Source organism: Acinetobacter sp. FY731 (assembly GCF_059515905.1).
Genome location: NZ_JCAKNB010000002.1, coordinates 374006 through 393849 on the forward strand (window position 1 = coordinate 374006; position 19844 = coordinate 393849).

Below are 19844 nucleotides of genomic sequence, written 5' to 3' on the forward strand. Positions count from 1 at the left end.
GTAATAAAATGAAAAAAGAGGATGTACAAATGACTGAAAATAACTGCATATATTGTAACTTTGATGAATATGACATCATTGCAAAAAATGATTTCGGCGTGATTTTACCCGAACCAAATGCGCTATCTAAAGGACATTGTGTAATTGTGCCTCTTCGTCATGTTAGCTCTTTTTTTGATGTCACAGACAAAGAGCGTAAAAGTCTAATGACGTTATTAGAACTAGCGCGAAATGAACTAAAAATACGCCATCAGCCTGAAGGTTTTCACGTTGGTTTTAATGATGGTAATGTTTTTGGTACAGCATCTGAGCATTTACACATTCATATTATTCCACGCTACGAAGGACAAGCATTACAACTTGATGCTCGCTGGGGAATGACAGGCTAAAGTTATATTATTTTTATTTTAAAATGGTGTTTAGGCACCATTTTTTATGTCTAAAAAATGCTTTCAATCTAATGTTTCTATTTAATTTAAGGGCTACTCAGGCAATTCCGCTATACTAAAGCCATAGTTTATATTTCCCCTGCCCTATGTCTGAATTTTCCTTTTCAAATGCACTTTTAACTTGGTTCGATGAACATGGTCGTCATGATTTACCATGGCAATTAGCCAATGATCCGTACAAAGTTTGGGTGTCAGAAATTATGTTGCAACAAACTCAGGTCAAAACTGTGTTGCAATATTTTTCCCGTTTTGTTGAACGCTTTCCAACGGTTGAAGATTTAGGATACGCATCTTGGGATGATGTAGCACCCTACTGGGCAGGTTTAGGTTATTACGCACGTGCAAGAAATCTACATAAAGCAGCAGGAATTGTTGCAAAAAAAGGGCAATTTCCAAGTAGTTTAGAAGAGTGGATAGAACTCCCAGGAATTGGTCCATCTACAGGTGGAGCACTTATGTCACTGGGTTTACGCAAGTACGGTGTCATTATGGATGGTAACGTTAAGCGTGTGTTATCTCGCTTCTTCGCTATTGAAGATGATTTATCTAAACCAGTTCACGAACGTGAAATGTGGAACATTGCAAAAAGCTTATGTCCTACTAAACGTAATCATGACTACACACAAGCCATTATGGATTTAGGTGCAACGGTCTGTACACCCAAAAAACCGTTGTGTTTGTATTGTCCAATGCAACAGCACTGCAAAGCACATCAACAAGGTTTAGAAACTGAATTACCGTTCAAAAAACCTAAAAAAGCAGTTCCTATAAAATCTGCTCATATTTTATTAATTCAATGTGAAGATCAATGGTTATGGCAACAACGTCCAAACTCTGGCTTATGGGGCGGTTTATGGTGCTTACCTATTATTGAAAATGAAATGAATTTTATAGACAAAACTCAAAGTTTAGGGTTAAAAAAAGTCATTAAAAAAGTGCAAATATCCCATAACTTTACTCATTTCACATGGTTGTTAGACGCTGCTTGTTTTGAGGTTGATGCTGACTTAAAAGAGCATTTAGCAATTGAACTTGATGGCAATTGGTATTCATCACAAATTGCTACAGAAATGGGCATTCCCACTGCCATGAAAAAATTGATCTCTGCTGTAAATTTATGACATAGTCAGGTGATTACTAAAACAGTTATATAAAGAAAAGGAATGTCTTGTGCTGCGCCTTCGCTCTATTTTAAGTTTAATTTTTATTGTTGTTTTTCTTGCAGCATGTAGTACAGCACCGAAAAAACCAAACCAACCACTCAATCCTGCTATGGTTCAAAAACTCAAGAATATGAGCTTACCCGATAGGCTTCCTATTCCTGTCCAAGGTGTAAAGAACAATAATTTAACAGATACATGGGGTGCATCTCGAAGCAGTGGTAGAATACATGAAGGTGTCGATATTATGGCTCCACGTGGAACGAAAGTTTTTAGTACAACAGAAGGCTTAATTGCAGACTTGCGTAATAATAACTTGGGCGGAAAAGTCATTTGGATTTTGGGTCCAAGTGGAAGTTGGCATTACTATGCGCATTTAGATGACCATAAACGTGGTTTACGCGTAGGTGATTATGTCAAAAAAGGTGACTTGCTAGGTTATGTTGGCAATACTGGTAATGCTCGTAAAACTGCGCCACACTTACACTATGGAATTTATTTAGGTGGTAAAGGTCGTGGTGCTGTTAACCCCTATCCATATTTACGTTAATTTTCTTTAGGAATTATTCATGTCAGAAGCGTTGATCAATCGTCTGGTAGAGTTTGCTGAATCAGGTAATCAACAAAAAATTGTGGTGGCTGGGAAAAGTCGTCAGGGTTGGGTCATGGAAATTACAGAAGAAGCTTTATTAATGAGCACAGGTTTTTCAGACAAAGTAGGCAAAGATGACTGGATTTCTTTTGAAGATATTCAACAAGCTGAACTCTTTTATTGGGATAACAAATCTGACCAATGGGCTGAATTTAAACTTTAATTTATTCCTTAAATAATAAAAATAATGGAGCATTTCCATGACGTCTTTAACTGTAAAACGCTGTGGTTGGTGCTCCAATGATCCTCTTTATATGGCTTATCATGACCAAGAATGGGGATGTCCAATTTCTGCTGAGCAACAACTCTTTGAAATGTTGTGTTTAGAAAGTCAATAAGCTGGTTTATCTTGGATTACCGTACTCAAAAAGCGCGAATGTTATCGTGAACATTTCTTTAAACATTCCATTTCAGACATTGCAGATTTAAGTGATAAAGATTTAGAAATTAAGGTTCAAGATATAGGACTTATACGCCACATTGGAAAACTAAAGGCAATTCGCGATAATGCCATTGCTTGGCAGAATCTTAAAAATAATGGTGAGGATGTATCTGCTTGGCTATGGAGTTTTGTTCAAAATACCCCTCTTGTAAACGATGTATCAGATTATAAGAAAGCACCTGCACACACTGAGTTGAGCGTTTTAATGTCAAAGCAACTTAAGAAAAAAGGCTTTAAATTTGTGGGACCTACAACTTGTTATTCTTTTATGCAAGCTGTAGGAATGATTAACGATCATGAAAATGACTGTACGTTTAAATATGCAATGAAATAAAAATGTATTAGTCAGCTCACTGATTTTTTACCCATGTCGCCAATACTTGAACAGCAGCTCTTATTTCATCTGAAAGCTCATGCCCTGCATTTAAACGAATACAATTTAAATACCTCTCATCTTCACCAAAGACTATACCTGGCACAATATTAATTTTCTGTGTCTGTGCAAAGCGATACAGATCCAAACTATTTATATTTTCTGGTAGTTGCAACCAAATAGAATATCCGCCTTCTGGCTGACTGATTCGAACATCAATCCCAGAAAAAGCTTGCTTGATATATTGTCTATATTCAGCCACCTGTTTAAAAAGTTTTGGGCTTAATTGATTTAAATGCCTTCTATAAGCACGACAATGAATTAAATCTGCTAGACCTAATTGTAAAGGCGTATTCACTACAACATTTCTATTAATAAATTGCGTTCTGGAAGATGTTAATTGGGACGTGATGCAGAACCATCCAACTCTATATGCAGAAGAAAGCGACTTTGATACCGAACCACAATAAATCACATAGCCATCTTGATCCCAATGCCGAATAGGTAAAGGTCTGTTTTGATTAAATCCACATTCTGCATAAATATCATCTTCAATAATAAAACATTGATATTGAGATGCTAATTCTGCAATTTTTTGTTTTTCTTCATTACTTAAGCAAAAGCCTAAAGGGTTTTGATAATTTGCAGTAAGTAAACAAGCTTTTGCTCCTGAATACTTCATTTCATGTTCTAAACGCGCTAAATCAAATCCATCGTGTTGAGCTGGAATTTCTACTATTTTCCTTTTTAAACTCGCTAATAATTGAAGCTGACCATTAAAATTTGGCGTTGGAATAATAATACTATCGCCCTGCTCCGTAAGCGTTTGTATAACAGCAGATAAAGCTGGCATACAGCCATTACTAATAAAAACATCATCTTTAGAAATGTAAATGCCATCTTCTAGCCAATGTGAAACTAAGGCTTCTCTTAAAATAATATGCCCTTGCCGATCGCTATATAAAAAATCTTCAGGTTTGCTGTGCTTCAAAGCACGCTGAATTGAACGGCGTAGTGCCTCTGTCGGAATAAGATTAGGCGATAGCTGAATTGCACCTAAATGAATTAATTTGTCATGTATAGAAGCGGCATTAATTTCTATTTGTAAGTCTAAATTAGAAACCTTTCTTGGATGAGATTTAAAGTCATTATGCAAAGGTTGGTCACTTTCAACTTTAAGTGCTTTTACAAAATAGCCCGATTTCGGTTTTACATAAATCAGCCCCTGCGCTTCTAATAATTCATAACAACTTTTTGCTGTATTCAAACTGATCTTTTGCTGTTCGGCAAAATCTCTCAATGACTTAAGTTTTTGTTCATTTTCTAACTCACCCATATATATTTTTTGTGCAAGTTGCTGAGCAAGACTTTGATATTGAAACGTCACAATCTGTACCTATTTTTTATAAAATATTGTATCTGCATCCAAATTAAACCTTAATTTATTCTTAAATTATAGTTTTACAGGAATAATTCATGAAAAATATCATTATATTGGCATTAAGCACTTGTTTATTTGCATGCCAGCCTATTCAAACCAAAGATGAACTTGAATACGCATTTGTATGTAAGTCACTAATTAATGGCTACTTAAATGCTCAAAGAATCACTGAATTTGAACTTCAAGATGAATCTTTCATTAAGGATCAACTCATTTATACATATAAAAAACAGAACGTATCAGGAATGGTACTGGGTATTCCTCAACCTCCAGAGCTTTTATTTGCATGCTCAAAGCAAATGAATAGGTACCAATTAAGCCTAATAAATCATGATAAAACTCAATTAAATATCCTGCAATTTAGTGAATCTCCTTAATCTTGATAAGGTGTTTATTAAAAACTTAAATTACATTCACAATGTTCAAGACTTTTCTCTTTATGTTAGATTTATTGTATAAAAAATGTTTTATATATTCAGACCGTTATAGAATATTCTAAACGATCAGAATATATTGATCATAAAGATACACGTGACTCAAATGCCCGTGTTTTACCCAAAAGTCTGCTAAGATAACTGCAACTTTTAAACTATAAAATGAATTTGAGAAAACTTATGAGTAAAGCCTTACCCATCGCTGTAGCTGTAATTTTAGGCGGTGCTGCACTTGTTCCTGTTTACTATGCAACTCAAACTCCAGCTACGCAAACTGCAAAAGCATCTGCGAATGCATCGGGTATTGAAAAAATTAGTTATGCATTAGGTTTTGAAGTTGCACATCAAACTCCTCCAGAGCTTGATATTGACAGCTTTGTAACAGGTATTCGTGATGCACATGCACGTAAACAACCTGCATATACAGAAGAAGAATTACAAAAAGCATTTGAGCAATACCAGCAAGAAATGCAACAAAAACAAGTTGCAGATACTCAACAAGCTCAAAGTACAAATGATTCTTTCCTAAGTGAAAATGCGAAAAAAGATGGCGTAAAAACGACAGCTTCTGGTTTGCAATACAAAATCACTAAAGAAGGTACTGGTAAAGCACCTACAGGCTCTCAAACAGTTAAAGTTCACTACACTGGCAAACTTGTAGATGGCAAAGTATTTGATAGTTCTGTTGAACGTGGTGAGCCTATCGAATTCCCACTCAACCAAGTCATTCCGGGTTGGACAGAAGGTCTTCAACTTATGAAAGAAGGTGGCAAAGCGACACTGTATATTCCAGCCAATTTGGCATACGGCGCTCAGGGTGTTCCTGGTACAATTCCACCAAATAGCACATTAGTTTTTGATGTTGAACTTATTCAAGTTAAATAAAAATACAGAATAAGGAGAGCATTGCTCTCCTTATTTATTTAAGGAAATATAATGAAAATTCAAATGACACTCTTGTGTTTAGCGCTATGCAGTACGGGTCTTTCTGCAAAAACAATAAACAACAAAAGTAGCTACGAAGATAAAGTTGGCTACAGTTTTGGCTATATTATGGGTCGTGGTAATGCAGATGCACTCAAAGACATGGACTTAGATGCATTTTTAGATGGTTTAAAAGCCGCATCAAAAGGACAATCTTCTGCATTATCTGATGAAGAAATGTCTAAAGTATTAACTCAATTCAAAAAAAATGCCGAAGCAAAACAGCTTCTTGCACATAAAAACCTAGCTGAACAAAATGAAAAAATTGGTTCGGCATTTCTTGCAGAAAATGCTAAAAAACCCAATGTTAAAGTCACTAAATCTGGCTTACAGTACGAAGTTATTAAGCAAGGCTCTGGTAAAACACCAAAAGCATCTTCTAAAGTAAAAGTAGATTATGAAGGTCGTTTATTAAATAACACGGTATTTGATAGCTCAATTGCACGTCAACAACCTGCTGAGTTTATGGTAAGCCAAGTAATTTCAGGTTGGACTGAAGGGCTCCAACTCATGAAAGAAGGTTCAATCTATCGTTTCTATATTCCTGCAAAATTAGCATATGGTGAAATTGGTTCAGGTGATGTTATTGAGCCGAATAGCACATTAATTTTTGATGTTGAGCTTTTAGAAGTTTCTCCAAAATAATTTGCAAAGCACAATTTTAAGCCATAAAAAAAGACCGTAAAATGCGGTCTTTTTTTATAAATATCATATTATGGTTTTAAATTACGAGGTCTAAAGCCTGTCGCAATTAATACGACACCATAAGCGACAACACCCGCAATACACAGCCCAACAAGTTCAACTACACGCATCCATTGCGAAGCATCACCATTATATAAAGTTAAGCCATACCATAAAGCGACTATCATTGCTGCATTCGCAATAGCAAACTGAACTATCAGCTTTTTCCAATGTGCACCAAATCTGAAAATATCGCGCTTATGTAAATAAAAATATAACATCCCAGCATTGACTACAGCAGAACCTGAAGATGCTAAAGCAAGCGCCATATGGTTTGCATGCCAATCAATAAGCTTAAATACCCCAATAAAGATGATGTTTAAAACTGCATTGACTGCAACTGCCATTAAGCCTACACGTACCGGCGTTCTAGTATCTTGACGTGCATAGAAACCTGGTGCGAATACTTTAATAAGCATAAATGAAATAACACCTGCACTCATACATTGTAATGCTAAAGCAGTCATATACGTATCTTCAGCGGTGAATGCACCGCGTTGGAAAAGTGTCTGAATAATTGGTGTTGAAAGCATAAATAGCGCAATACTTGCAGGTACACCAACCAAGATAATCACTTTCGTAGCCCAATCCATCATACTACGAAATTTTGCCTGATCTTGTTCTGCAATACGTTCTGACAATGACGGTAAAATGACAGTTCCAATAGCAACACCAATTAGGCCTAAAGGCAATTCTGTCATACGTTCTGCACTGTATAACCAAGAAACAGAACCATCTTGCATATAAGATGCCCAAATTGTATTGAGCAATAAATTGATTTGAGTAACAGATACGCCAAAAAGTGCAGGTAACATCAATCTCATGATGCGATCTACACCTTCGTGTTTGAAATCTACTTTTGGTGGAATTAATAATTTTTTACGCCACAATTCAGGAATCTGAATCGCCAACTGTAAAAATCCTGCTGCAACAACAGACCACCCCAAAGCCATAATAGGTGTATCCATATACGGCGTGAACCATAATGCACCCGCAATCATCGCAACATTTAACAAGACAGGCGCAAATGCAGGAGTCGTAAAAGATCCGTAACTATTTAAAATACTACTCGCAAAAGCAGTCAGTGACATAAAAAATAAATATGGAATTGTTAGGCGGAACATATCCGTAGCCAAAGCAAATTTGGCTGGATCATTGTGGAAACCAGGTGCATAGACATAAAGAATGATAGGTGCAGCAATCATTGCAAATAACGTCAACAAAGACATGACTGTTGCTAAACAACCAAATACACGGCTAATGAGTATTTGAACTTCGGCATGTGCACGTGTGGTCTTATATTCTGTAAGTACTGGAATAAAAGCTTGAGAAAATGCACCTTCGGCAAATAATCGCCTAAAAAAGTTTGGAATACGAAATGCCACGACAAAAGTATCGAAGTCTTTGCCTGCGCCAAATACATTGAGTAAAACAATGTCACGTACTAATCCCAATACGCGAGATAGCATTGTCATTGCACTTACAATTACGGTCGATCGCCAAAGCGCCATCGGAACCACCTAGTTTAAAATCAAGTCGCTATTGTAATGAAACTCTTTGTGAAGTTGCATTGTTTAATCATTCTACAATTTAACAATTTATAGGTTTTTTAGTTGCTTTAGTTGATTTCTAAATTTTACCCAGTCAAAAAATGGTCCCGGATCGGTTTTTCGCCCTGGTGCAATATCTGAGTGCCCTGCAATATGTTGTTTAATTTTTGGATATGCTTTTTGTAGTGTTGCGACCACATTCGCTAAAGCTTCATATTGTGCTTCATCAAAAGGTAAATCATCACTACCCTCTAATTCAATACCAATAGAATAATCATTACATTCATTTAAAGCTAAATAACTTGAACGTCCTGCATGCCAAGCACGATCTTTAAAATTAACAAATTGAATAATTTTGCCTGATCTTAAAATTAAAAGATGTGCAGAAACCTGCATGCCTTCTATTGTTTGAAAGTACGGATGTACAGACCAATCTAATTTATTTTGAAAAAAATCTTCGATATATCCACCACCAAATTGTGACGGAGGCAAACTAATATTATGGATAACAACCAACTGAATATCTGTATCGTCAGGACGCTGATTAAAATTTGGCGAAGGAATTTGTTGAGCACATTTGAGCTGTCCATCAACGACCTGAAAAGACGATGCCTGTTGCATAAATCAGTCCTGAATATTTTGAGTTAAATTTCGCGATCAATCCATCCTAAAACTTTCACTTAAAAATCTCAAACTTAGTGATGTAACTTGGTTAAAAAATGCGTTTTTTAATGCAACAATGCTAATATATCCCACAATTTTATGGGCTCTCAAATACGGATATTGCTATGAGCATCTCACAAGCTTTATTAGAACAATCTATTCAACTCAATATTCAGCAAGCGCTGCAAGAAGATATTGGTGATGGTGATATTACCGCTTTATTAACGCCTGAGAATGAACAAGCAACAGCAACGATTATTAGCCGTGAAGATATGGTACTTGCGGGTCAGCCTTGGGTAAATGCACTTATTCAAGCTTATGATGCAACAGTTCAAATAACATGGCTTAAAAATGATGGCGATATTGTTGCTGCAAATGAAGCTTTTTTAAAGCTCTCTGGTTCTGCTCGTAGCTTACTTACCGTAGAACGTCCAGCCCTCAATTTTGTACAAACACTTTCTGCTGTAGCAACAAAAACCGCTGAATATGTAAAACATTTAGATGGTTTAAATACAAAATTACTCGATACACGTAAAACTTTACCCGGCTTACGTATTGCACAAAAATATGCGGTAGCTGTTGGTGGTGGTCAAAACCATCGCTTAGGCTTGTTCGATGCCTTCTTAATTAAAGAAAACCACATTATGGCAGCAGGTGGCATTGCCCAAGCGATTGCAAAAGCACATAGTATTGCGCCAAATAAACCTGTGGAAGTGGAAGTGGAAACTTGGGAAGAACTAGACCAAGCACTTGAAGCAGGTGCAGATATCGTCATGCTTGATAATTTCAGTCAACAGCAAATGATTGATGCAGTAAAACATGTTGCAGGTCGATGTAAGCTAGAAGCTTCAGGCAATATTACAATTGAAAACTTACGTGAAGTTGCAACCACTGGTGTCGACTATATTTCAATGGGTGTTTTAACCAAAGATGTTAAAGCGATTGATTTATCTATGCGGTTTAATGGTTAAATCTGCGTACTAAATTCAGGCTTATCATGAATGACAGAGTGAATCCTTTTTTAAAACTTCACTCTGAGTTCTGTTGATCTGTCTGAATGATTCATTTCTCATCATTTCCCCGTGGCGCACAGGTACACATTAAAAAGGTAGCAATCATTAAACCTATAATAAGAACAATCATGTTTTCTCCTTTTTAAAGAATTGCACGATGCCCAATATGTTAAAAATAAATTGTGTTGGAAAAATAAATGGTTGTTATAAGATTGTCTAAAAATAATTACCTACGTATTTTTTCTACTTCTTTATGTAATGTTTAGCCATAAAAAAAGCGCCATTTACACGGCGCTTTTTTTATAACAACTTAGGTTTTAAAACTTACCAACCTAAAGCTTCTTGTTGTTTTTTCACTAACTCTTGAATACCTTTTTCAGCCATTTCCAACATTGCATTTGACTGTGCACGAGTAAATGGTTTGTCTTCTGCAGTACCTTGAATTTCAATAAACTCACCTGCTTGCGTCATTACAACATTCAAGTCAGTTTGGCAGTTAGAATCTTCTTCGTAGCAAAGATCTAGAAGTACTTCATCTTTAAAAATACCCACAGAAACCGCAGCCACTAAACCTTTTAATGGATCTTGCTTAATTTTCTTTTTCTCAAGTAGTACATTCATCGCATCAATTAATGCAACTGCTGCACCTGTAATCGATGCTGTACGTGTACCACCGTCGGCTTGAATAACATCACAGTCAATTGTAATTGTATTTTCACCAAGCTTTTTAAGATCAACCATTGCACGTAAGCTACGGCCAATTAAACGCTGAATTTCTTGCGTACGACCACTTTGTTTACCACGGGCAGCTTCACGGTCACTACGAGTATGTGTAGAACGTGGCAACATACCATATTCAGCTGTTACCCAACCTTGTCCCTGACCTTTTAAAAAACGAGGAACTGAGTGATCAATACTTGCTGTACAAAGGACTTTTGTATGACCGAATTCAACCAATACAGAACCTTCCGCATAACGAGTGTAGTTACGGGTAATTTTAACGTCACGCAATTGATCTAAAGTACGTTGGTCAATACGCATAATTTGTCCTTATTTATTACTCAAATATATTACAACCAAGTATAACAGAAGCAGATACAAAGGTTTTGTTACAGCTGTTAAACCAACCCTATTTAAAGATAGAACTATTGCAATAATTTGAAATGCTTAAAAATAAGATGACTATTTAAATAATGGTTTTGCTAAACTGAGTTGATAACAATTGTAGGGATACATTTGACATGTCCATTCGTGACGAACGTAAACGACAAAGTCGACAAGCTATTATAGATACGTCATTGCGCCTTAGTATTTCTGGACGTTCATTTAGTAGTATTAGCTTACGAGAAATTAGTCGTGAGACTGGACTTGTTCCTACAGCGTTTTATCGCCACTTTAAAGATATGGATACTTTAAGCTTAGAACTCGTCGATCGAATTTCTCTCAATTTAAAAAGTACTTTACATCAATTAGGACAAACCTATTTATATCAACCAGAAGCCAAAATTCAGAAAAGTTTAGAACTCTTTTTTCAAACAATTAATCAACAATCTGAAGAATGGATTTTTGTGATTTCTGAACGCTGGGGGGCATCTCAAGTCCTTCGAAAAGCCATTGCTCGAGAAATTGAATATTTGGTAGAAGATCTAGCCATCGACTTACATCGCTTAGAAAGTGTTAAACATATTCAACAATTAGATGATGTAAAAATATTAGCCCAGCTTTTAATCAATTTAGCATTTAACTGGGTCATGACTTGGATTGAACTTCCTAAACAATATGAGCCATCTGCTTTAGCTCAACAACAACAACTTTTACAAGATCAAGCGGTAACACAAGTTAGACTACTTTTTCATGGAATTTCAAATTGGGGAAAAAACCAAATTTAGAATATTCAATGATAGGCAAAAAAAACCGCTCAAAATGAGCGGTTTTTAGATGTATCAAAATTATTTTGCTTTATGTTCTTTTTCAACTAAATACTTCACGACTTGAGTCACTTTAGCATCTTCACCTTGAACGACATATTTACCATTCACAACAACTGCTGGAACACCTGTAAGTTGGTACTGTCTCGCCAATTTATTTGATTCAGCAATTTTTGCTGAAATTGGAAAAGAGTTATACATGCTATTAAATTTAGCTTCTGGAATACCATACTTCACAAAGAATTTAGCTTGTGATTGTTGATCGAAAATTTGTTGACCATTTTCATGAATTTCTTTGAACAATGGTAAGTGAATTTGGCGACGTTTACCTAAAGCTTCTGCTACATAGTAACCACGTGCATTTGCTTCCCAAACAGGGTTCATTGCAGCAGGTGTACGAACAAAGTTTACATAACTTGGACGTGTTTTTAACCATGACTGCATATGTGGTTCTAATTTATGACAATGGCCACAGCCGTACCAAAAAAATTCACGAACTTCTACTTTTCCAGGAACATCTACTTTCCCAGGATTCGCAAGTACTGTGTAATCTTTGCCAGCAACAAAGTTAGCTGCCATTGCACCACTTGAAATTGCCAACATCGCCGTAGCGAGGCTACCCAAAAGAATTTTTTTCATTGAACTTATTTGCCTCAAAAATATTATGATTAGCTTATTCAAATACTATAAAACAATTATGCCTATTTCGTTTTCATTCTGTGAACTTTTTTACTGCTTTTATCGCTTTTTTTATAATAATCGCTACACTAAGCCTATACAAAGTTTTTTGAATTATAACGACTTGATTGAGGTAACCCCGATGTCGCATTTGAATGTTGATCCACAAGAAATTGCAAAATTCGAAGCATTCGCAGCCATCTGGTGGGATCAGCATTCTGAATTCCGCCCTTTGCACATGATTAATCCATTACGTTTAAATTGGATTGATGAACATTCAGGTGGTATCACAGGTAAAAAAGTACTCGATGTTGGCTGTGGTGGCGGTATTTTGGCAGAAAGCATGGCACGTCGTGGTGCAAATGTTCTTGGTATCGACATGGGCGAAGCGCCTCTCAATGTAGCTCGTTTACATGCAGAACAAGAAGGTGTTCAAAATATTGAATATCGTCAAGTTCCTGTCGAGCAACTTGCAGAAGAACAAGCTGGTCAATACGATGTAGTTACTTGTATGGAAATGCTCGAGCACGTGCCCGATCCTGCATCTATTATTCTTGCTTGCCAAAAATTAGTTAAGCCTGGTGGTCACGTATTTTTCTCTACCATTAACCGTAATCCAAAGTCATATTTATTTGCCATTATTGGTGCCGAATATGTCCTTCGTATGCTCGCAAAAGGTACGCACGATTACAGTAAATTTATCAAACCGTCAGAGTTAGCCCACGACATTCGTAGTGCAAATTTAAAACTCAAAGATATGACAGGTTTACACTATAACCCTCTCACTAAGCGTTATTGGTTAGCACCAAATGTTGATGTGAACTATATGGTTTATACGCAAAAAGAAGAAGCATAATGAAAGCGGTATTATTTGACTTAGATGGTACTTTAATAGATACCGCAGCAGATTTTATCCGCATTATTCAAGACATGTGTCGTGAAGAAGGCAAAGCTGTTGTTGACGCAGATCTCATTCGCACACAAGTCTCTGAAGGCGCTCGTGCAATGGTGAAATTAGTCTATCCTGAACTAGAAGTGACAGATCCTATTTTCCTTGCACATCGTCAGCGCTTTTTAGATTTGTATGGCGCAGATATTGCTGTAGATACAGACCTTTTCGAAGGGATGTATCCGCTACTAGAAGATCTTGAAAGCCAAAATATTCCTTGGGGCATTGTGACCAATAAACCACGTTGGTTAAGTGAAGAATTACTTAAAGCTCTTCATTTAACATCTCGTTGTTCTGTATTAGTTTGCCCTGAAGATGTAACGAATACTAAGCCAGATCCTGAGCCTATGTATCTTGCAGCAAAACAAATCAACATAGATGTTCAAGACTGTATTTATGTCGGTGATCATCCACGAGATATAGATGCAGGTCGTAACGCTAATATGTACACTATTTTAGCTGCTTATGGTTATTTACCAATCGAACACAAAGATGACTTAACAGCATGGCATGCAGATTGTATAGTGAGCAATGTGGATGAATTACATCAGGTCATTCGTCAAATGGTGATAAAACCGCAATAAAAATTTAAAGTCATAATGATATAAAACGAGGAGGTTCGACTATGAAATATTCAGAATATAAGCCTCGCCCCGACTTATTAAAAGATCGCATTATTTTAGTTACAGGCGCAGGTGATGGAATTGGTCGTGCAGCAGCACTTAGCTATGCCCTACACGGCGCGACAGTTGTATTACATGGTCGAACCTTAAATAAACTTGAAGTCATTTATGACGAAATTGAAAGTTTAGGTGCACCACAACCTGCTATTTTGCCACTACAACTTTCAAGTGCATCACCACGTGATTATGAGCTTTTAGTTGATACCTTAGAAAAGCAATTTGGTCGTTTAGATGGCATTTTGCATAATGCTGGTATCTTAGGTGAGCGTACAGAGCTAGAGAACTACCCTGCGGATGTATGGGATGATGTAATGGCTGTAAATTTACGCGCGCCTTTTGTTCTTACTCAAGAATTACTTCCTTTATTAAAAAAATCGGAAAATGCATCCGTTGTATTTGCAAGTTCTGGTGTTGGACGAGAAACTCGCGAACGCTGGGGTGCTTATTCTGTTTCTAAAATTGGCATAGAGGCAGTTAGTGAATTATTTGCTAAAGAAAATACACATCCAAATTTACGTTTTAATTGTATAAACCCAGGTGCAACACGTACCGCAATGCGTGCAAAAGCCTTCCCAAATGAAGATCCAAAAACACTTGCCACACCTGAAATGATTATGCCTGCATACTTGTATTTAATGGGTGATGACAGTCTAGCTTTGAACGGTCAAAGCATTGATGCTCAAGATTAATATCAAACGATTTAATCTAATTCTAAAAAGAGGGCTTTCGCCCTCTTTTTTATTTTTAAAATGACTGTTTTTTATTCAGCTAAAAATTGAAGCATTGTTTTTACAACAATTTAAATCATACTTAGCCATATCCTAAAATTTAGAGAAGCACATGTCTGACTTTAGCAATATTGGCGTTACTCACCTTGAAGATGGAATGGTATCTTTACTTGTAGATGGCAAACCTATTTCTGAAAAATACGGCATGAAATTTGAAGCAACTATTATCAATGAACTTCAAGCCCTAGAAAACGGAAAAAATATAAAGCTGTTTGATCAATTTGTTTTTTCACATACAGATTTAAACTTCGAACACTCTTACCATTACGTTACAAGTCTTATAAAAGAAGATGATACATACCGCACAGTAACAAACTTCGTCTATAAAATTATTGCTTCAGGACAAGCACCTTTTGAACATGTGATTACAAAACAAGGCGTACCTTTAAGCCCAGAAGATGTCAAAGAATTTATTAATGCGCATGTTCAAAAATCTTTAACAGATTACACAGACATGAAATATGCGTACTAAAAAAACAGCATAAATTTCATATTAAAAAAGGCAGCTCGAACTGCCTTTTTTATGCGAACAAAAAATATAAATCGTTTTTTTATATCATTGCGATAATATTATTCGGTTTTTATGATTAAGCTCTATTCCTTATAATGCTCTGCAAGCAAAGCGGCAGATAAGGAGCTATCAATGACTGATTTAAAACATAAAGTTGAAATGATTCGCTCAATTGAAAACTTACAACTTTCTACAGATTTAATTCATGCATTAGAGGACGCGCAGCAAGCTCAATATGTAGTTGAAGCTGTGAACTCTCTACAAGACTTAGTACAACATTGGAACTAAACTCGATAAAACAGTCCTACATTGGGCTGTTTTTAATCGGCTTATAATAATTGAAAAATCCATTTTAAAATTTGTTCTGATATGTAATTCAAATTTTATAAATTCTCTAAAATGTATCATAATGTCTTAATATTTATATGGCTTTAAAATAAAAAGTTAATCTTTCTTCACAGTTTCTCTGCATTTTTTCAGTAGAGTAATCTAATAGTTAAAATAATATTAAGAGGGTTAAACATGAAAAAGATTTTGTCGATACTCGCAATTTCTTTCAGTGCTTTGATGGCAAGCAGTATCACAACTGCTGCACCTCATCATGATGATGAACGTGGTTTTGACAAACCGCGTAATGAACAAGGTAGATATAAACGCGAGTTCCGTGCAGAAGATAATGATCAATGGGTTGAAAAACGTCGTGTACGTGAAGAAAGAGGCGTTCAACGTTTACAGCAACTAAAATGGCAAGAAGGCTATGTCATGCCTCAACATTATCGTGGAAATAGTTATAAGGTAGATTTTAAAGACACCAACCTGCCTAAACCTTCACGTAATGAACAATGGTATAAAATTAATAATAGCTACATCTTAGTCAATACTGAAAGTAATACAATTACACGTATAGCAGATTAATGCTGAACGTTTAAAAGAGCCCAAATATTTGTTTGGGCTTTTTTATATCTATTATTTTATCAATTCTTAATTTCTTCATTTATTTCACAATTCCGCTATATATCTCTCATTATTTATCGTTAGTTTTCCACTAATTTAAAGCTATAGGAAAAACACTCCAATATATTTAATGGTGAAACTAATGAATAAAGTCTTAACAACAATTGCCCTCTCATTAAGTGCACTTATGGCAACTTCTGCGATGGCGGCACCACAACAAGATTCTCGTTTCAATCATCAATCATCTGCATCTACACACTGGAATTCAAACGACAAACATTCAAGTAACCAATATTCAAATTATGGTAATCGATATAATTCACATAAAGTAAATCCAAAACGAGATTTGCGTGTTGGGCAATCTCTGCCACATCAATATGATTCTTCACGCTACAAAGTAGATTATCGTGATGTTAAACATCTAAAGAAACCTAAACGTAATGAAGCTTGGTATAAAGTGCGTGGTGATTATGTACTAGTAGATACCAAGAAAAATACGATACTAAGAATTGCTTAAAATTTAGTTGCATAAAAAGTTTGCTGAAAGGCAAACTTTTTTATGAAAAATTAACCCATATCGAAAGAATTCACTTAAACCCAAATATGGATTCTTTATATTTAGGTCAAATCTCTATAAAAAAATAAAAGATCAGATCAATACGAAAGAGATCTTAATAAAATAAGAGAGTTTAAATTACCAATAATTTTTAAAATTACATGACTGTATTTTAATTTTTATAAAAATCGCAGATACTTTAAAGATTCGAAGCAATTGAGATGGGTATGACCATAAATACATCCGACAACTCACATAGCATGACTTTACAATACGTACATTGGTTTCGACATTCTGCACCTTATATCAATGCACATCGTAATAAAACATTTGTGATTATGTTTGACGGTGAAGCAGTTCAGCATGAAAATTTTCAGCATATTATTCATGATATTGCGCTATTACACTCTCTTGGCATTCGCTTAGTACTTGTTCATGGTGCACGCCCACAAATTTCTCACAACTTAAAAATTAATAATATTGATACGCCATTTCATAACAATAAACGCATTACTACACGTGAATCTCTAAACTCAATTATGAATGCTGTTGGCTCAATTCGTTTGCAAATTGAAGCCTTACTTTCTATGGGACTTGCAAACTCGCCAATGTACGGTGCTCGTATAGATGTTGTTTCAGGCAATTTTGTTACGGCTAAACCTTATGGCATTCGAGATGGTGTCGATTACCAACTTACTGGTGAAGTTCGTACTTTAGATACCTCAGCTATTCATCGTCATTTAGCCAATCAAAATATTGTTGTTCTTGGCCCAACGGGTTATTCGACTACAGGTGAGGTTTTCAATTTACTTGCTGAAGAAGTGGCAACAAAAGCAGCCATTAGCTTAAAAGCAGATAAATTGATTTTCCTTGGAAAACACCACGGATTAACCAATGAACAAGGTCAATTAGTACGCGAAGTATTACCCCATCAAATTGATCAATTTATTCAACAATACCAAGAGCAAAGCCCGAATCGGGCATTACATTTAAAAGGTGCAAAACTTGCGTCTTTAAACGGTGTAAATCGTGTTCACTTGCTTTCTTATAGCTACGATGGCGCTCTTATTGAAGAGCTTTTCACACGTGATGGCTCAGGCACCATGATTACCGATGCGCATTATGAAGACGTGCGTATGGCAAATATTCAAGACGTTGGTGGACTCATTAACCTATTACGCCCTCTCGAAGAAGAAGGAATTTTAGTTTACCGTTCACGAGAGCGCTTGGAAAATGAGATTGAGCAATTTGCTGTAATTGAACGTGATGGCACTATTTTAGCTTCTGCAGCGTTGTATCCTATTCCAACGACAGACAATGAAATTAAATCTGCTGAAATTGCTTGTGTCGCTGTACATCCAAGTTATAGAAAATCAAATCGTGGTAGCCAAGTACTTCATTATTTAGAAATGAAAGCCAAATCAATGGGAATTAAACAGCTATTTATTTTAACAACTCGTACTGCACATTGGTTTTTAGAACAAGGCTTTGAAAACGCAAGTGTGGATGACTTGCCTAATGCCCGACAAGAACTTTATAACTATCAACGGAACTCAATTGTTTGTAAAAAGTCACTTTAAAAGTGGCTTTTTTATTGCACGATATATCTATATTTTTCATATCTAAATGACATAAATAGCGGACACATCTTGCTACTTAAAAAAATTTCTAATCTTCAATTTATAAAAAAATATCATAAATAAAAATTTTAATAATAAATTTCATAAACTTAGCACCAAAAACATGTTTTATTTTTCATTCAATATTTATTCTTACAGTGAATAAGCTTTGCTTATTTTTATTTATCTTTTTTTCTCATTAGAAATTCCTGAATTGTTATTTTTTCCGAAAAAGAAAAATGATTACTTTAGTTGCTCACTTATCGACCCAACTACTTTCTGCTCGGAGCAACCTCATTATGGGTAACCTCAACACTAAATTTTTAACGAAAAGCCTAGTGCTTTCTACTGTAGTTGCTGGTGCATTCATGATGTCTGGCTGCGCTAAGAAAGATGCAGAAACTATTACATTCAATGTGGGCTTCCAAAAATATGGCTTACTTCCCATTTTAAAAGAGCGTGGCACTTTAGAAACAGTATTAAAAGAACAAGGTGTAAACGTGAAATGGGTTGAATTCCCTGCTGGTCCACAACTTCTAGAAGGGCTTAATGTAGGTAGTGTCGCTTTTGGTGAAGTTGGCGAAGCACCTCCTATTTTTGCTCAAGCTGCAAAAACCGATTTGGTTTATATCGCAAACCAACCTGCTGTTCCAAAAGCAGAAGCTTTAATTGTTAAAAAAGATTCGGACATTAAAACCATTCAAGACATTAAAGGTAAACGTGTTGCTTTAAACAAAGGCTCTAATGTTCATTATTTACTTTTAAAACTTCTTGAAGCGAACAACCTTAAGTTTAGCGATATTGAAGTCGTGTACTTACCACCTGCCGATGCACGAGCTGCATTTGAACGTGGTGCCGTAGATGTATGGGTCATTTGGGATCCTTTCCTATCAGCAGCAGAACATCAGTTAAATGCTCGTACCATTGTAAATGGTGAAAATCTTGTCAATAACTATCAGTTCTATTTGGCTGATCGTAAATTTGCTGAAAGCCACCCTCAAGTGATTAAAGCTGTTGTAAATGAACTCAACCTAACAACGCAATGGGTTTCAACACATCAAGATGAAGCTGTAAAACTTCTTGAAGCACAAACAGGTCTTGGTGCTGATGTACTTAAAACATCAATTTCTCGCCTAGGTGACAAAATTACTGAAGTCACACCAGCCGTTATTGCAGAACAACAGAAAGTTGCAGATGCCTTTTACCAAGAAAAACTTATTCCAAATAAACTCAATATTCAAGCTGCCATTTTAAGTAGCTCAAAATAAAAAGG

23 protein-coding genes and 1 pseudogene are annotated in these 19844 nt (G+C 35.9%); 19 read left to right on the plus strand and 5 right to left on the minus strand.

What is annotated here, in order from left to right:
• Positions 1 to 29 precede the first annotated feature (29 nt).
• From AC5YC8_RS03915 to AC5YC8_RS03935, 5 genes and pseudogenes are all read left to right on the plus strand, one after another.
• Positions 30 to 389 carry an HIT family protein gene (locus AC5YC8_RS03915; RefSeq protein WP_496118617.1) on the plus strand — a complete coding sequence of 120 codons (360 nt, stop codon included), beginning with the start codon at positions 30 to 32 and terminating at the stop codon, positions 387 to 389.
• Between the two features lie 146 nt (positions 390 to 535).
• Positions 536 to 1570 (plus strand): A/G-specific adenine glycosylase, encoded by a 1035-nt coding sequence (gene mutY, locus AC5YC8_RS03920; RefSeq protein ID WP_496163610.1) that lies wholly within the window; start codon positions 536 to 538, stop codon positions 1568 to 1570.
• 49 nt (positions 1571 to 1619) lie between these two features.
• Entirely contained in the window at positions 1620 to 2159 is a 540-nt protein-coding gene (locus AC5YC8_RS03925) for a M23 family metallopeptidase (protein ID WP_496163611.1), read from the plus strand.
• A 19-nt stretch (positions 2160 to 2178) separates the two neighbouring features.
• On the plus strand, positions 2179 to 2424 hold the full coding sequence (locus tag AC5YC8_RS03930) for a hypothetical protein (RefSeq protein ID WP_496163612.1): 246 nt from the start codon (positions 2179 to 2181) through the stop codon (positions 2422 to 2424).
• A gap of 37 nt (positions 2425 to 2461) precedes the next feature.
• Positions 2462 to 3037, plus strand: a pseudogene (locus AC5YC8_RS03935) (DNA-3-methyladenine glycosylase I).
• Positions 3038 to 3053: 16 nt separating this feature from the next.
• Here AC5YC8_RS03935 and AC5YC8_RS03940 read toward each other — a convergent pair.
• Positions 3054 to 4463, minus strand: coding sequence for an aminotransferase-like domain-containing protein (locus tag AC5YC8_RS03940; protein WP_496163613.1), 1410 nt, complete (start codon positions 4461 to 4463; stop codon positions 3054 to 3056).
• An 89-nt stretch (positions 4464 to 4552) separates the two neighbouring features.
• Between AC5YC8_RS03940 and AC5YC8_RS03945 the strand changes: the two genes are divergently transcribed.
• The 3 genes from AC5YC8_RS03945 (at position 4553) to bamJ (AC5YC8_RS03955) (ending at position 6580) form a co-directional block, all read left to right on the plus strand.
• Positions 4553 to 4894: a hypothetical protein gene (locus AC5YC8_RS03945; protein ID WP_496163614.1), complete on the plus strand. Its 342-nt coding sequence runs from the start codon at positions 4553 to 4555 to the stop codon at positions 4892 to 4894.
• Positions 4895 to 5131: 237 nt separating this feature from the next.
• Positions 5132 to 5836, plus strand: coding sequence for a BamJ family beta-barrel-assembly machinery protein (gene bamJ / locus AC5YC8_RS03950; RefSeq protein ID WP_496118628.1), 705 nt, complete (start codon positions 5132 to 5134; stop codon positions 5834 to 5836).
• A 51-nt stretch (positions 5837 to 5887) separates the two neighbouring features.
• Complete coding sequence (bamJ, locus tag AC5YC8_RS03955; protein WP_496163615.1) at positions 5888 to 6580, plus strand: BamJ family beta-barrel-assembly machinery protein; 693 nt, start codon at positions 5888 to 5890, stop codon at positions 6578 to 6580.
• Positions 6581 to 6648: 68 nt separating this feature from the next.
• Here bamJ (AC5YC8_RS03955) and murJ read toward each other — a convergent pair whose 3' ends face one another.
• Both murJ and ampD read right to left on the minus strand, forming a co-directional pair.
• Positions 6649 to 8190, minus strand: coding sequence for a murein biosynthesis integral membrane protein MurJ (murJ, locus tag AC5YC8_RS03960; RefSeq protein WP_496163616.1), 1542 nt, complete (start codon positions 8188 to 8190; stop codon positions 6649 to 6651).
• Positions 8191 to 8277: 87 nt separating this feature from the next.
• On the minus strand, positions 8278 to 8850 hold the full coding sequence (gene ampD / locus AC5YC8_RS03965; RefSeq protein WP_496163617.1) for a 1,6-anhydro-N-acetylmuramyl-L-alanine amidase AmpD: 573 nt from the start codon (positions 8848 to 8850) through the stop codon (positions 8278 to 8280).
• 167 nt (positions 8851 to 9017) lie between these two features.
• On the opposite strand from ampD, the gene nadC reads away from it, so the two are divergent.
• Positions 9018 to 9863, plus strand: a complete 846-nt coding sequence (gene nadC / locus AC5YC8_RS03970; protein WP_496163618.1) for a carboxylating nicotinate-nucleotide diphosphorylase — start codon at positions 9018 to 9020, stop codon at positions 9861 to 9863.
• Between the two features lie 366 nt (positions 9864 to 10229).
• Here the strand turns inward: nadC and rph are convergent, their stop codons facing one another.
• Positions 10230 to 10946, minus strand: coding sequence for a ribonuclease PH (rph, locus tag AC5YC8_RS03975; RefSeq protein ID WP_496118638.1), 717 nt, complete (start codon positions 10944 to 10946; stop codon positions 10230 to 10232).
• Positions 10947 to 11146: 200 nt separating this feature from the next.
• Here rph and AC5YC8_RS03980 point away from each other — a divergent pair, with 200 nt between their 5' ends.
• Positions 11147 to 11794, plus strand: coding sequence for a TetR family transcriptional regulator (locus AC5YC8_RS03980; protein ID WP_496163619.1), 648 nt, complete (start codon positions 11147 to 11149; stop codon positions 11792 to 11794).
• A 60-nt stretch (positions 11795 to 11854) separates the two neighbouring features.
• Here AC5YC8_RS03980 and AC5YC8_RS03985 read toward each other — a convergent pair whose 3' ends face one another.
• A complete protein-coding gene (locus AC5YC8_RS03985) occupies positions 11855 to 12472 on the minus strand; it encodes a thiol:disulfide interchange protein DsbA/DsbL (protein ID WP_496163620.1) in 618 nt (205 codons plus the stop codon).
• A gap of 181 nt (positions 12473 to 12653) precedes the next feature.
• On the opposite strand from AC5YC8_RS03985, the gene ubiG reads away from it, so the two are divergent.
• The 9 genes from ubiG to AC5YC8_RS04030 all read left to right on the plus strand — a co-directional run bounded on the left by ubiG (position 12654) and on the right by AC5YC8_RS04030 (position 19839).
• Positions 12654 to 13367 (plus strand): bifunctional 2-polyprenyl-6-hydroxyphenol methylase/3-demethylubiquinol 3-O-methyltransferase UbiG, encoded by a 714-nt coding sequence (ubiG, locus tag AC5YC8_RS03990; protein ID WP_496163621.1) that lies wholly within the window; start codon positions 12654 to 12656, stop codon positions 13365 to 13367.
• Positions 13364 to 14044, plus strand: a complete 681-nt coding sequence (locus AC5YC8_RS03995) for an HAD family hydrolase (protein WP_496163651.1) — start codon at positions 13364 to 13366, stop codon at positions 14042 to 14044. The genes ubiG and AC5YC8_RS03995 overlap by 4 nt, the downstream gene beginning before the upstream one ends.
• 41 nt (positions 14045 to 14085) lie before the next feature.
• Entirely contained in the window at positions 14086 to 14832 is a 747-nt protein-coding gene (locus AC5YC8_RS04000; RefSeq protein ID WP_496163622.1) for a YciK family oxidoreductase, read from the plus strand.
• Positions 14833 to 14983: 151 nt separating this feature from the next.
• Positions 14984 to 15403, plus strand: a complete 420-nt coding sequence (locus AC5YC8_RS04005; protein ID WP_496118647.1) for a hypothetical protein — start codon at positions 14984 to 14986, stop codon at positions 15401 to 15403.
• A gap of 171 nt (positions 15404 to 15574) precedes the next feature.
• Positions 15575 to 15730: a hypothetical protein gene (locus AC5YC8_RS04010; protein ID WP_496118648.1), complete on the plus strand. Its 156-nt coding sequence runs from the start codon at positions 15575 to 15577 to the stop codon at positions 15728 to 15730.
• Between the two features lie 234 nt (positions 15731 to 15964).
• Positions 15965 to 16357: an RcnB family protein gene (locus tag AC5YC8_RS04015; RefSeq protein ID WP_496163623.1), complete on the plus strand. Its 393-nt coding sequence runs from the start codon at positions 15965 to 15967 to the stop codon at positions 16355 to 16357.
• 181 nt (positions 16358 to 16538) lie between these two features.
• Positions 16539 to 16913 (plus strand): RcnB family protein, encoded by a 375-nt coding sequence (locus AC5YC8_RS04020; RefSeq protein WP_496163624.1) that lies wholly within the window; start codon positions 16539 to 16541, stop codon positions 16911 to 16913.
• Positions 16914 to 17179: 266 nt separating this feature from the next.
• Positions 17180 to 18532 (plus strand): amino-acid N-acetyltransferase, encoded by a 1353-nt coding sequence (gene argA, locus AC5YC8_RS04025; protein ID WP_496163625.1) that lies wholly within the window; start codon positions 17180 to 17182, stop codon positions 18530 to 18532.
• A 338-nt stretch (positions 18533 to 18870) separates the two neighbouring features.
• On the plus strand, positions 18871 to 19839 hold the full coding sequence (locus AC5YC8_RS04030) for a sulfonate ABC transporter substrate-binding protein (protein WP_496163652.1): 969 nt from the start codon (positions 18871 to 18873) through the stop codon (positions 19837 to 19839).
• The last annotated feature ends 5 nt before the right edge of the window (positions 19840 to 19844 follow it).